We start from the raw sequence: 13830 nt of genomic DNA, 5'->3' as shown, positions 1-13830 counted from the left end.
AGCCAGCACGACCACCACACCCGGACAGCACCCAAACCAGCGGCCCCCACCAGCAACGCTGGGAGCCGCACAACTATGCCCCTTGACAAACCTTCCTACATATCAGCTGCGCCGGGAGGTTCCCGTGGCCCGGTAGACGTCGTAGACGCCGTCGATCCTGCGCACGGCGTTCAGGACGTGGTTGAGGTACTTCGGATCGCCCATCTCGAACGCAAAGCGGGACAAGGCCACCCGGTCCCGGGAGGTGTTGACGCTGGCCGCCAGAATGTTGACATGGCTTTCGGCCAGCACCCGGGTGACGTCGGAAAGCAGGCTCTTGCGATCCAGCGCCTCCACCTGGATCTCCACCAGGAACACGCCCGACTGCGTCGGGGCCCATTCCACCTCGACCACCTTGTCCGGCTCGGAGCGCAGGTAGGCCAGGTTGGGACAGTCCTGCCGGTGCACGGACACGCCCGATCCCTTCGTGACGTAGCCGGCGATGGGATCCGGGGGCACCGGCGTGCAGCAGCGCGCCAGCTTCACCAGCACCTCGCCCACCCCGTGGACGATCACCCCGGAGTCGGAGACCCTCGAGCGGGTCGTGGAGACGTGAGTGGCGACGGGCGGGGCGGCGTCCTCGACGTCGTCGTTCACGCCCAGGACGTCCGTCAGCCGCTCCACCACGGCCTGCGCGGAGGTGTGGCCGTCGCCGACGGCCGCATACAGCCCGGCGATGTCCACATAGCGGAAATGCTGGGTCACCGCCATCAGGGCGTCGTGCGTYATCATCTTCTGCAGGGGCAGGTTCTGCTTGCGCATGGCCTTGGTGAGCAGTTCCTTGCCCTTGTCAATGGATTCTTCGCGGCGTTCCTTGCTGAACCATTGGCGGATCTTGTTCCTGGCCCGGGCGCTCTTGACGAAGTTCTGCCAGTCCTGGCTGGGCCCGGCGCCCTCGGCCTTGGAAGTGAAGATTTCCACGGCGTCGCCTTGTTCCAGTTCGCTGTTGAGCGGCACCAGCTTGCCGTTGACGCGGGCACCAATGGTCCGGTGCCCCACCTCGGTATGGACGGCGTAGGCGAAGTCGACYGGCGTCGACCCGGCCGGCAGCGCCATGACCTTGCCCTTGGGCGTATAAACGAACACCTCGCGCGCGTTCATCTCATAGCGCAGCGAGTCCAGGAACTCGTTGGGGTCGCTGGTCTCCTGCTGCCAGTCCACCAGTGTGCGCAGCCAGTTCATGTCCTCCTGGCCGGACACGGGGCTCTTGCTGCCGGTCTTGTACTTCCAGTGTGCGGCCACGCCGTATTCGGCCCGCTGGTGCATCTCGTGGGTGCGGATCTGGATTTCCACCGGTTTGCCGTCGGGCCCGATCACGGTGGTGTGCAGGGACTGGTACATGTTGAACTTGGGCATGGCGATGTAGTCCTTGAACCGGCCGGGCAGCGGGTTCCAGCGCGCATGGATGGTGCCCAGCGCCGCGTAGCAGTCCCGGACGGTGTCAACGAGCACGCGCACGCCCATGAGGTCGTTGATGTCGTCAAAGTCCTTGGCCCGGACCACCATCTTTTGGTACACGGAATAGTAGTGCTTGGGCCGGCCGGTGATGGCGGCCTTGATCCTGGCCTCGCGCAGGTCCTCACTGATTTGCCGGCGAATGACGGCCAGCTGCTTTTCCCGCTCCGGGGTGCGGTCGGAGACCATGCGCACAATCTCCTCATACACTTTCGGATACAAGGCGGAGAAGGAGAGGTCCTCAAGTTCCCACTTGATGGTGTTCATGCCCAGCCGGTGCGCCAGCGGGGCATAGATGTCCAGGGTTTCGCGGGCCTTCTTGCCGGAGGACTCCGCCGAGACGAATCGCCAGGTGCGCGCGTTGTGCAGCCGGTCGGCAAGCTTGATGACCAGGACCCGGATGTCCTTGGCCATGGCGATGACCATCTTCCGGACGGTCTCCGCCTGGGCCGATTCACCAAACTCGACCTTGTCCAGCTTGGTGACGCCGTCCACCAGCATGGCGATCTCGTCGCTGAAGTCCCGGCGCAGCTCGGTGAGCGTGTAGGAGGTGTCCTCCACGGTGTCGTGCAGCAGCGCGGCGGCCAGCGTCGGCCCGGACATGCCCAGCTCGGCCAGGATGGTGGCCACGGCGACGGGGTGGGTGATGTAGGGATCCCCGCTCTTGCGCTTTTGACCCTCGTGGTACCTTTCGGCCACCGTGAAGGCGCGCTGGATGAGGTCGAAGTCTTCCTTGGGGTTGTTCGCGCGCACAATCCGCAGCAACGGTTCCAGGATCGGCGAATAGCTTTCACTCGACCAGCCGGTTAGCCGGGCGAGCCGGGAGCGGGTGCGTTCGCGACGGCCGGGAAACGTGGGCCGGATCTCCACCGGGCGGCGCTCGGGCTCGGGCACGGCACCCTTGGCTTCCGCGGACTTTCCGGACAGGGTGTCATGCGAGGGTGCTTGCTCGTTCACAACTTCTTCCTTCCCTCGGCCAACGCCCATCCCGCTCAAACCGGGCATTCATCTAGTCTAATCCCGGCACACAAGGCTCACGACCAATGTGGAAGGGCCGGGACACGGTGCTTTTCGCAGCGTGTCCCGGCCCCGGCCCGGAGGGACGGCTAGGCGTTGGCGGGCTCCGCGGCGCGGCGGGCCTGGACTTTCTTCGCCTGCTTGACCAGCTCCGGTTCCCGCTCACGCAGCCACGAGTACATGGGTGCTGCGACAAAGACGGTGGAGAAGGTGCTGACGATGATGCCGATGAACAGGGACAGCGAGAGGTCCCGCAGCGTTCCGGCGCCCAGCAGCATGGCGCCGATGAACAGGATGGACCCCACCGGGAGCACGGCCACCATCATGGTGTTGATCGAGCGGACCAGGGTTTGGTTGACGGCCAGGTTCACCTCCTCGTCGAAGGTGCGCCGGGTGGAGCTGGTGATCTCCGCCGTGTTCTCCCGGATTTTATCGAACACCACCACCGTGTCATAGAGCGAGTAACTCAAGATGGTCAGGAACCCGATGATGGCCGACGGCGTCACCTCGAACCGGGACGCCGCATAGACGCCGGCGGTCACCACCATCACTACCAGCAGGCCCACGATCGCGGCAATGGACATGCGCCACGTGCGGAAGTACAGCGCCATGAGCGCAGTGGCCAGCAGCACGAACACGATGAAGCCCACAATCGCCTGGCGGGAGACGTCCTGGCCCCAGGACGGGCCGACGAAGGTGGAGGTGATGTGGTCATCGGTCACCCCGTAGGCCTCCTTCAGCGCATCCTTGACCTTGATGGTCTGGTCGTCGCTGAGCCGGTCGGTCTGGACCTGCATGGTCTTGCCGGCGACGTTGGTGACGACCGCCGCGGTTCCGGTCGCGGCCGCGGCCACGGCCCGTTCACCGGTGCCGACGTCCGTGTGGGCGACGTCGGAGATGGTGAACTGGGAGCCGCCGCGGAATTCAATGCCGAAGTTGAACCCGCCGGTGAGCAGCGGGAACACGATGGAGAGCAGGACGGCGATGCCTGTGATGCCGAACCAGATCTTGCGCTTGCCGACAAACTCGTAGGAGCGCTGGCCGGTGTACAGCTCGTTGCCGAATGTGGCGAAACTCTTCATCAGTTGCTCTCCTTGGCGTCGTCGCCGGCTTCGGACGCGGTGGAACCGGTTCCCCTGCTGCCGACCATTTCAGCTTGTTTGGCGGCCAGCCTGCGTTCGGCGATGGTTTGGCGCCGTTCGGCCTCGCCGGCCGCCCGGGCGTTCTTGCCCTTGGCCACGGCCAGGGAGTCCTGGGGGCTGCGGAAGCGCCCGGCGCCGCGGTACAGCGGCACGGCGCCGAGCTGGACGGGGTCCAGTCCGGAGAAGTGGTGCCCCTCGCCGAAGAACTTCGTGCGCGCCAGCAACTGCAGCGTCGGGTGGGTGAACATGAACACGACGATGAGGTCGGCCACGGCGGTCAGGCCGAGCGTGAACGCGAAGCCCTTCACATTGCCCACGGCCACGAAATACAGCACCAGTGAGGCGAGGATGTTCACGGCCTTGGAGGCCAGGATGGTCCGCTTGGCGCGCAGCCAGCCGTTTTCGACGGCGGCCACCAGGCCCCGGCCGTCGCGGAGCTCATCCCTGACCCGTTCGAAGTAGACGATGAACGAGTCCGCCGTCTGGCCGATCGAGACGATGATGCCGGCCACGCCGGCCAACGACAGGCGATAGTTTTCGGACCAGCCAAGCAAAATGATGGCCAGGTAGGTGATGCCGCCGGCGATCACCAGGGACAGGATCGTCACAAAGCCCAGGGCCCGGTATTGGAACAGGGAGTAGACCACCACCAGGCCCAGGCCGATCAGCCCGGCCAACATGCCCATTTCCAGCTGCTGAAGACCGAGGGTTGCGGAGATTTGTTCCTCGGACTGGATCTCAAAGCTGATGGGCAGGGCGCCGAACTTCAATTTGTCGGCCAGTGACTTCGAGCTGTCCTCGGTGAAGTTGCCGGTGATGGAGGATTGTCCGTCGGTGATGACGGCCATGGATGCGGGGGCCGAGATGACGTTGCCGTCCAGCACGATTGCGAACTGGGACTGCGGGTCCTGCGGGTTGGCCAGGTACTTGGCGTGGAGACGCTGGGTGACTTCCTTGAACGCCTTCGCGCCTTCGGGCTGGGTCAGCGTCAGCTGGACGGACCACTGGTTGGTGGTCACGCCCTGGGCGCCCTGCTGCAGGCCGTAGGAGGCGGTCTTGATCCACTTGCCGGGAACTTCCACCGGGCCCAGGATGTACTTGACCCCGTTGTCATGTTCACAGGAGATCATCGGCTTGTTCGGGTCCGAAATGGTGGGCCGCTCCGTGATGGGGGCCACACAGCTGGTTGCCTCAAACTCCTTGTACAGTGCCGCATCCACCCAGTTCGGGTCGCTGGCATTGATCGGCTTGGCCGTCGGCTTGGGCAGTTTATCCGCCGGCAGGCGCTCGGCCACCGGCACGGCGGCCCCCTGGCCAATCTGGATCACGGGGCGGAAGTTCATGTTGGCCGAGGCCTTGATGAGGTCGCGCTCTTCGGTGGTGGGCTTGCCGGGCATGGACACGACGACGTTGCGCCCGCCCTCGGTGGCGATCTGCGCCTCGGAGACGCCCGAGCCGTCCACGCGTTGGCGGATGATGGAGACGGCCTGGTCCAGTTGCTCCGCCGTGATGTTGCCCGCACCCTCCACCTTAGGCGCCAGGATCATCTGGGTGCCGCCTTCAAGGTCGAGGCCGAGTTTGGGAACCCAGCTGGCCGCGTTTGTGAGGACACCGCCGCCTACGGTGATAATGCAAACGATGAAGATCGCCACCAGCCACAGCAGCATTCTGCGGGCTGAGGAGGTCGGGCCAGTTCGTGCCATCAAGGGATCCTTCTATTGTTCACGGGCTTTTGAACACGGCAAGGCTGCTGCGGCGACTTTCATCGCCGGCAGCAGCTGCCCGCCCGCACCAGGCTAGTTGTCTTTGTTGGTGTCTTTGTTCAGGCGTTGAAGGGTCTCCTCGGCGGTTTCCCCGGACACGTCGGTGTGCTCAGTGCCGGCGGTCAGCGAGGACGCGTCATCGGGCACTGAAGTGTTGAGATCGGCCAGCTCCGTGCCCGCGGCGGCGTCGGCGGGGTCAATGATCTTGGCGACGGTCTGGCTGTGCACGGAGACGACGACCCCGGGAGAAATCTCCAGTTCGATCTTGTTGTTTTCCGTGTCGATGCCCCTGACATGGCCGAACAGGCCGAAGTTGGTCATGATCTCGACGCCCGGGGCCAATTGTGACTGCTTTTGCGCCGCGGCCGCCTTGGTCTTCTTTTGCTTGCGGATCATCATGATGATCAGCAGGCCGAACGCGGCGAACAGGACCAGGTTCATGGGGCTGAAGCCGGCGGGGGCGGCGGCCGGGTCGGCGGCCAGAATACTACTGAGGATCACAGTGAAAGTTCCAATCATGGGCGTCTTGGTTGGCTGCCCGGAGCACTTGAACGTGCCGGACGTCATACCAGTCTAGAGGGTATTCCTGAATGTACGATCAACACGTGCCCACAACCGGCAAAACGAGCCTTCGCCGGCACTCATGGCGCATCGTCCTCATCAAAGGGCAGCATGGCCGCCGCCACGGCGTTGCCGGGCATTTTCAGGCCCAAATGTTCCCACGCGGCCGGCATCGCGATCCTGCCCCGGGGCGTGCGGCCCAGCAGGCCTTCGCGCACCAGGAACGGCTCGGCCACCGTTTCAACGGTTTCGGGCTCCTCCCCCACCGCGATGGCCAGGGTGGACAGGCCCACGGGGCCGCCGTTGAACTTGCTGACCAGGGCCTCAAGCACCGCCCGGTCCAGGCGGTCCAGGCCGCGGGCGTCGACCTCATACATGTCCAGCGCGGCCGACGCCGTCCGCGCGTCGATGGTCTCGATGCCGTGCACCAGGGCCCAGTCGCGCACCCGGCGCAGCAGCCGGTTGGAAATGCGCGGGGTGCCGCGGGACCGGCCGGCGATTTCGCTGAATCCGGCGCTGGTCAGCTTCAAGTCCAGCATGCCCGCGGAACGGCGCAGCACCAACTCCAGCTCCTCGACGGAGTAAAACTCCAGGTGGCCGGTGAAGCCGAACCGGTCCCGCAGCGGGCCGGGCAGGAGTCCGGCCCGGGTGGTGGCGCCCACCAACGTGAACGGCGGCAGCTCCAGCGGGATGGCCGTGGCGCCGGCACCCTTGCCCACGATGATGTCGACCCGGAAGTCTTCCATGGCCATGTACAGCATTTCCTCGGCCGGGCGGGACATGCGGTGGATTTCGTCCAGGAACAGCACCTCCCCCTCGGACAGGGAGGAGAGGATGGCGGCCAGGTCCCCGGCATGCTGAATGGCGGGGCCGGAACTGATCCGCAGGGGTGCGTTCATCTCCGCGGCGATGATCATCGCCAGGGTGGTCTTGCCCAGGCCCGGCGGGCCCGACATGAGCACGTGGTCGGCGCTGCGGCCGCGGATCTTGGAGGCGGCCAGCACAAGGGCCAGTTGTTTGCGCACGCGTTCCTGGCCCACAAAGTCGTCCAGGTTCTTGGGGCGCAGGGCCGCTTCCAGTTCGCGTTCCTCGGGTTCGACGGCGGGGGCCAGTTCGGCCGACGGCGCGGCACGCCGGACGCCGGCTTCTTCGCCGCCGAAGATGATCTGGCCCGGCAGCAGGGCGTTGTCGTCGGGGCCGGCCATGGCCTAGCGCACCCGGCTTGATTGGCGGGCGCCGTCCTGGCCCAGCCAGCGCAGCGTGGCCCGCAGGACGGCGGCCACATTGCCGCTCTCGCCCAACTCGGGTTCCCCGGCGATGGCCGCGTCGATGCTCTTGAGGGCATCCTTCTCATTCCAGCCCAGACTGGTCATGGCGGCCACCACCTGGTCCTTCCATTCCATCCGGACCGGGGACGGGGCGGCGGCCGCACCGGTTCCCGTCGGGTGCAGCTTGCCCTTGAGCTCGAGCACGATCCGCCCGGCCACCTTGGGGCCGATTCCGGGCACCTTGGTGAAGGTCTTGCCGTCCCCGCCGGCCACTGCCGCGCGGATGGCCTCCGGTTCCAGCACGGCCAAAACCGCCAGGGCGAGCCGGGGTCCGATCCCGCTGACGCTGAGCAGGATGTCGAAGACCTCACGTTCATCCGCGTCGGCAAAGCCGTAGAGGGTCATGGAGTCCTCGCGCACGATCATCGAGGTGGTGAGGGTGCTTTCCTCGCCCACCCGCAGGCCGCCGAGCGTTTTGGGGGTGGCGTGGACCAGCATGCCGACGCCGTTGACGTCGATGACCGCCTGGGCCAGGGAGAGGTGGGCCACCGGTCCACGGACAAAACTGATCACTACGCCGCTCCGTTCATGTTCTCGGTTGTCAGGTTCTCGGTTGTCACGTTCCTGGTTGGATACGGACCAACATACACCCATTGTATCGAACATATTTCCGAACAGTCATCGCCAGCTCGGCCCGGACTTTTCCTTGTTCTTCTTCGTTTTCGCCTTGGACTCGGCGTCGCGCCACAACTGTTGGGCCGCCGTCGTGCCCGTGGACGCGGAGGCGAGCGAATTTCCGGCCCGCCAGGCATGGGCGATGGCCAGGGCCAGGGCGTCGGCGGCGTCGGCCGGCCGGGGCGGCTCGGCCAGGCGCAGGATCCGGGTGACCATGGCCGTGACGGAGGCCTTGTCCGCCCGCCCGTTGCCGGTGACGGCCGCCTTGACCTCCGAGGGCGTATGCAGCGCCACCCGAATGCCGCGGCGGGCGGCGGCGACGATGACGACGCCGGAGACCTGGGCCACGCCCATGACGGTGCTCAGGTTCGTTTGGGCAAAGACGCGCTCGAGGGCCAGGACATCCGGCTTGAATGCGTCCAGCCAGGCATCGATCGCCTCGGCGACGACCAGCAGCCGGCCGTCCAGGGTCATCTCGTGCGTGCTGCCCACCACCCCGACGGCCACCATGGTGGCCGTGCGGTTGGCGACCACGTCCACCACGCCCAGCCCGCAGCGGGTCAGGCCGGGGTCCACGCCCAGGACGCGCAGGTCCTAGTCTTCCTCGAGCTGGGCCAGGACCTCGGCGCTGATGTCGGCGTTGGAGTAGATGTTCTGGACGTCATCCAGGTCCTCCAGCGCGTCGTAGAGCTTCATGAACTTGCGGGCGTTCGCCACATCCAGTTCCACCTGCATGGAGGGCACAAAGCCGGCCTCGTCGCTCTCGTAGTCGATGCCGGCCTCGGTTAGGGCCGCGCGGATGGCGGGCAGGTCGGCGGTGTCGGAGATGATCTCAAAGCTCTCGCCCTCGTCCTTGACCTCTTCGGCGCCGGCGTCCAGCACGGCCATGAGCACGTCGTCCTCGCCGAGGCCGTTCTTGGGCAGGACCACGATGCCCTTGCGGGTGAACATGTACGCCACCGAGCCGGGATCGCCCATGTTGCCGCCGTTGCGGCCCACGGCCAGGCGGACCTCGGAGGCGGCCCGGTTCTTGTTGTCGGTCAGGCACTCGATCAAGATGGCGGTGCCCTGCGGGCCGTAGCCTTCATAGATGATGGTTTGGTAGTCGACGGCGTCGCCGAGCTGGCCGGAGCCGCGCTTGATGGCCCGGTCAATGTTGTCCGCGGGGACGGAGGTCTTCTTGGCCTTGGTGACGGCCAGTTCCAGGGCCGGATTGCCGACGATGTCCGCGCCGCCGATGCGGGCGGCAACTTCGATGTTCTTGATCAGCTTGGCGAACGACTTGGCACGACGACTGTCAATGATGGCTTTTTTGTGCTTCGTGGTCGCCCATTTGGAGTGGCCTGACATAGTTACGCTTCTCCTCTAATCATTCGAATAAACAGTTCGTGGATGCGGCGCTCACCGGTCATTTCCGGATGGAAGGAGGTTGYCAGCAGATGCTGCGAACGGACGGCGACCGCACGGACTACTGGCTCAATCTTAGCGTTTTGCCCGGTCCCCGGCAGGTCCACGCTGGCGAGCACCTGCACGCCGTCGCCCACGCGCTCCACCCACGGGGCCCGAATGAACACGGCGTGCACGGGCGTTTCCGGTTCACCGGGTGCGGCCAAGCCGGTGAAGTGCAGCTCGGTTTCAAAGGAGTCCACCTGGCGGCCAAACGCGTTCCGGCGCACCGTGATGTCCAGCCCGCCCAGGGTTTGTTGGGCGTTGCCGTCCTGATCCGTGGCCGGATCGGCGATGGTCTCGGCCAGCAAGATCATCCCGGCACAGCTGCCGTAGACCGGCATGCCGGCCCGGATGCGCTCCCGCAACGGCTCGGCCAGGCCAAAGATTCGGGTGAGTTTATCGATCGTGGTCGACTCCCCGCCGGGGAGGACGAGGCCGTCGACGGCGGCCAGCTCGGCCGGGCGGCGCACGGCCACCACGCGGGCTCCGCAGGCCTCCAGGGCCCGGGCGTGTTCGCGCACGTCGCCTTGGAGGGCGAGAACCCCGACGAGGGGTGCGTGCGGGCCGGACAGGGTTTGCTTTTCTTCGGCGGTGGCAGTCACCCATCCATCATAGTTGGGCGCCATCTCACAGTTTTACCGCCCGTGGACACCGCCCGGTGCCAAGCCTCTCGCGCCGCAGCAAGTAGCATTGTCCGTGGACTGACGTATTAAGGATGAGGTAAGCAGTATGTGCGGAATCGCCGGTTACTACGGTTATGGGGAAGACGAAACCCTCCTGCAAGAGATGAATGCGTGCATCGTGCACCGCGGCCCGGATGGGGAGGGCATCTACACGCACGGCAGCGTGGGCCTGGCGCACCGCCGCCTGTCCATCATCGACGTGGCCCACGGCCAGGAGCCGATGGTCAGCGCAGACGGCGAGACCGTGCTGGTCTACAACGGCGAGGTGTACAACTACCTGGACCTGCGGGCCGAACTGGAGGCGCTGGGGCGTTCCTTTAGCACCGTCTCCGACACCGAGGTGGTGCTCCAGGCCTACGAGGAGTGGGGCGACGCCGCGTTCGACAAGTTCAACGGCATGTTTGGCTTCGCCATCCACGACCGCTTGAACAACCGCCTGGTACTGGCCCGCGACCACTTCGGCATCAAGCCGCTCTACTACGCCACCGCCGGCACCGCCGAGTCCCCCACGCTGTTGTTCGGCTCGGAGATCAAGCCCCTGCTGGCCGCCGGGAAGCTGGAGAAGAAGGTCAACGAGAGGATCCTGTACCGCTACCTGCAGTTCCGCATCCACGACGACGAGCCGGAGACGTTCTTTGCCGGCGTCCGCAAGCTCATGCCCGGCGAGAAGCTGGTGCTCACCACGGTGGCCACCGCCACCGGCCCCGCCGGCAGCATCACCATCAGCCCCTACACGCGGTTCAAGGAAGAGTTGGCCGAACTCGCCCGGATCGAGACCCCCTATTCGCAGGCCGTCATCGACGAGTACCGGGAGCGGTTCACCGAGGGCGTGCGCCTGCGCCTGCAGTCCGAGGTCCCCGTGGGCACGGCCCTGTCGGGGGGACTGGACTCCTCCGCCGTCGTGGCCACGATCAACAAGCTCATGCAGGAGAAGGCGGCCGCCACCGATTCGCTGGGCGCCCGCCAGCAAACGTTTTCCGCCGTCTTCCCCAACTCGATCAACGACGAGGAAAAATACGCGGACGCCGTGCTGGCGCGCTGTGAGGGCAACGTCATCAGCCACAAGATCCGCCCGCAGGCCTCCGAGTTCGTGGCGGACCTGGAGGACTTTGTGCGCACCATGGAGGAGCCCATCATCTCCTCGGGCCCGTACGCCCAGTACCAGGTCATGCGCGAGGCCTCCAAGCACGTCACCGTGCTGCTGGACGGGCAGGGCGCCGACGAGATGATGGCCGGCTACATCCCGTACTACTTTGCGTACCTGCGCCAGCTGAAGAAGAACGGCCAGAACGCCAAGCTCGCCAAGGAACTGGTTTCCAGCGCGGACATCCTCTTCCGCCTGGCCCGGTTCCGGATCAAGGGCATGCTGACGCTGAAGAAGGAAGCCGGGATCGCCCCGCTGCTGGATCCGAAATTCACGGCCCGCTTCAAGGCGGAAAAGTTCGCCAACATTCCGGACAACCTGAAGCTGCGCCTCATCGACGATCTCTTCCACAAGTCGCTGCCGGCCGTGCTGCGGTACGAGGACAAGAACACCATGCGCTTTTCCCTGGAGGGCCGCGTGCCGTTCCTGGATAAGGAGGTGGTGAAGTTCCTCTTCAGCCTGGATGATGAATCGATCATCAAGGGCGGCTGGAACAAGCGCATCCTGCGGGACGCCACCCGCGAGCTGCTGCCGGAGATGATCAGCAACCGCCGCAACAAGATCGGCTTCACCACTCCGGAGGCCGAATGGTTTGCGCTGATGAAGGAAAAGATCTACGAGATCTTCTTGTCCTCGTCCTTTGAAAGCCGCCCGTACTGGAACCAGGACGCCATCATCTATGCGTTTGAGGAATACCTCAGCGGCAAGAGCGGCGGCTCCACCATGGTGTTCTGGCGCCTGCTCAACACCGAACTGTGGCTGCGCGAGTTCTTCGACGTCCCACCGGTCCTGGCCGGGATCGTGGGCAAGAGCGACTACATCCCCAACGCCGACAAGCAGTTGGACATCACGGTCCCGAACGGCGCCGGCACGTTCCGGCGCTACCCGCTGCGCACCGAGGTCTTTTACAAGGAGACCGACTTCGACCCCACGGCCATGACCTACGTCAAGCGTTTCTTTGACGGGCTGCCCGCCGCCGGCGGCGACCACGGCACGGCCACCTCAAACACGCCGTGGTACTTGTTCATTTCGGAAAAGATCGTCGCCATGACCCAGGGCCGCTCCATCCCGGTCTGGGACATCAAGGTCAGCGGGGCCGCGCGCTTCTTTAGCAAGTTCGTCACCCGCAACCCCGGCGGCATCGGCCTGGCCAGCCCCTGGTCCATGCAGCTGGCCATCGACGAGGTGGGCCTGCCCCGGATCATGTACGCCTCCGCCCGCAGCGTCCTGGGCAAGCTGCGGGGCAAGTCCGGGGTGTTCTACGAGGTGGTGGGCCATAACATCAACGCGATCGACGGCGCCGCCGGCTACCAGGTGGGCACCTCCACCCACTCGGTCAAGTACGCGCCCCTTGACCCGGACGGCGTGGCCGCCCGGCTGAGCGCCCTGGTCCGCAAGACGGTGCCGGCAGAATACGCCGCCACGTTTGCCGGCGTGGCGATCATGGACGCGAACGACCTCGGCGTCGTCACCCTGGGCCACGACACAAAGCTGTCCAAGACGGTCCTGGCGGACATCTTCCGGGACAACCCGCAGGGGCAGACCACCGAGACCACGCCGATGTCTCTGGTCTTTACGCAAAAGTAGGCCCCTCCCGCCGAGGTAGCCGGTCCGGCCCGAGACGGGCGAGTCTCGGGCCGGACCGGCTACCTCGGCGAAAAAGTGCTACCAGCCGCGCTCGGCGAGGCGGTGCGGCTGCGGGATGTCGGCAACATTGATGCCCACCATGGCCTCGCCCAGCCCGCGGGAGACCTCGGCGATGACCTTGGGGTCGTCATAGAAGGTAGTGGCCTTCACGACGGCGGCGGCACGCTGGGCCGGGTTGCCGGACTTGAAGATGCCGGAGCCGACGAAGACGCCGTCGGCGCCGAGCTGCATCATCATGGCGGCGTCGGCCGGGGTGGCGATGCCGCCGGCGGTAAAGAGCACCACGGGAAGCTTCCCCGTGGCCGCGATCTCCTTGACGAGCTCATACGGGGCGGCCAGTTCCTTGGCGGCCACGTACAGTTCGTCCTCGGGCAGGGAGGCCAGGCGGGCGATCTCGGCGCGGATCTTGCGCATGTGGCCGGTGGCGTTGGAGACGTCGCCGGTTCCGGCCTCACCCTTGGAGCGGATCATGGCCGCCCCTTCGTTGATGCGGCGCAGCGCCTCGCCCAGGTTGGTGGCGCCGCAGACAAATGGAACCTTGAAGTTCCACTTGTCGATGTGGTGCTCGTAGTCGGCCGGGGTCAGGACCTCGGACTCGTCCACATAGTCAACGCCCAGGGACTCAAGCACCTGCGCCTCGACGAAGTGCCCGATGCGGGCCTTCGCCATGACGGGGATGGAGACGGCGGCAATGATCGCATCGATCATGTCCGGATCGCTGGCGCGCGACACGCCGCCCTGGGCGCGGATGTCGGCGGGTACGCGCTCCAACGCCATGACGGCCACGGCGCCGGCATCCTCGGCGATCCTGGCCTGTTCAACGTTGACAACGTCCATGATGACGCCGCCCTTGAGCATCTCGGCCATGCCGCGCTTGACACGGCTGCTGCCGGTCACCGGTGTTACGTCGGGTGTAGACACAAAAACCCCTCTGGGAAGGAACGAAAAATTTGAACCCGAAACCTGACAGGCCATACGGGTACGGCC

General features: G+C 65.6%; 11 protein-coding genes. 1 reads left to right on the top strand and 10 read right to left on the bottom strand.

What is annotated here, in order from left to right; all coding sequences use genetic code 11:
• Positions 1-102: 102 nt before the first annotated feature.
• The 9 genes from AB4Y80_RS12060 to pdxT form a co-directional block, all read right to left on the bottom strand.
• Positions 103-2388 carry a RelA/SpoT family protein gene (locus AB4Y80_RS12060; RefSeq protein WP_442214418.1) on the bottom strand — a complete coding sequence of 762 codons (2286 nt, stop codon included), beginning with the start codon at positions 2386-2388 and terminating at the stop codon, positions 103-105.
• A gap of 212 nt (positions 2389-2600) precedes the next feature.
• Complete coding sequence (gene secF / locus AB4Y80_RS12055; RefSeq protein ID WP_442214414.1) at positions 2601-3593, bottom strand: protein translocase subunit SecF; 993 nt, start codon at positions 3591-3593, stop codon at positions 2601-2603.
• A complete protein-coding gene (gene secD, locus AB4Y80_RS12050) occupies positions 3593-5356 on the bottom strand; it encodes a protein translocase subunit SecD (protein WP_442214412.1) in 1764 nt (587 codons plus the stop codon). The genes secF and secD overlap by 1 nt, the downstream gene beginning before the upstream one ends.
• A gap of 93 nt (positions 5357-5449) precedes the next feature.
• Entirely contained in the window at positions 5450-5917 is a 468-nt protein-coding gene (locus AB4Y80_RS12045; protein ID WP_442214411.1) for a preprotein translocase subunit YajC, read from the bottom strand.
• 140 nt (positions 5918-6057) lie between these two features.
• On the bottom strand, positions 6058-7182 hold the full coding sequence (ruvB, locus tag AB4Y80_RS12040; RefSeq protein WP_442214410.1) for a Holliday junction branch migration DNA helicase RuvB: 1125 nt from the start codon (positions 7180-7182) through the stop codon (positions 6058-6060).
• Positions 7183-7185: 3 nt separating this feature from the next.
• Entirely contained in the window at positions 7186-7818 is a 633-nt protein-coding gene (gene ruvA, locus AB4Y80_RS12035; RefSeq protein WP_442214409.1) for a Holliday junction branch migration protein RuvA, read from the bottom strand.
• 105 nt (positions 7819-7923) lie between these two features.
• Positions 7924-8511, bottom strand: coding sequence for a crossover junction endodeoxyribonuclease RuvC (ruvC, locus tag AB4Y80_RS12030; protein WP_442214417.1), 588 nt, complete (start codon positions 8509-8511; stop codon positions 7924-7926).
• Positions 8512-8514: 3 nt separating this feature from the next.
• The gene (locus AB4Y80_RS12025; RefSeq protein ID WP_442214408.1) at positions 8515-9270 is read right to left on the bottom strand and encodes a YebC/PmpR family DNA-binding transcriptional regulator; all 756 of its coding nucleotides are present in this window, start codon (positions 9268-9270) and stop codon (positions 8515-8517) included.
• A gap of 2 nt (positions 9271-9272) precedes the next feature.
• Complete coding sequence (gene pdxT, locus AB4Y80_RS12020) at positions 9273-9971, bottom strand: pyridoxal 5'-phosphate synthase glutaminase subunit PdxT (protein WP_442214406.1); 699 nt, start codon at positions 9969-9971, stop codon at positions 9273-9275.
• Positions 9972-10098: 127 nt separating this feature from the next.
• Here pdxT and asnB point away from each other — a divergent pair, with 127 nt between their 5' ends.
• Entirely contained in the window at positions 10099-12783 is a 2685-nt protein-coding gene (gene asnB, locus AB4Y80_RS12015) for an asparagine synthase (glutamine-hydrolyzing) (RefSeq protein WP_442214404.1), read from the top strand.
• Between the two features lie 78 nt (positions 12784-12861).
• Here the strand turns inward: asnB and pdxS are convergent, their stop codons facing one another.
• The gene (gene pdxS, locus AB4Y80_RS12010; protein WP_442214403.1) at positions 12862-13764 is read right to left on the bottom strand and encodes a pyridoxal 5'-phosphate synthase lyase subunit PdxS; all 903 of its coding nucleotides are present in this window, start codon (positions 13762-13764) and stop codon (positions 12862-12864) included.
• Positions 13765-13830: the final 66 nt, after the last annotated feature.

Origin of the sequence: Specibacter sp. RAF43 (assembly GCF_052114065.1) — a bacterium.
GTDB lineage: Bacteria > Actinomycetota > Actinomycetes > Actinomycetales > Micrococcaceae > Specibacter.
The sequence above is the reverse complement of the archived record's forward strand: the minus strand, read 5'-3'. Positions and strand labels throughout refer to the sequence as shown.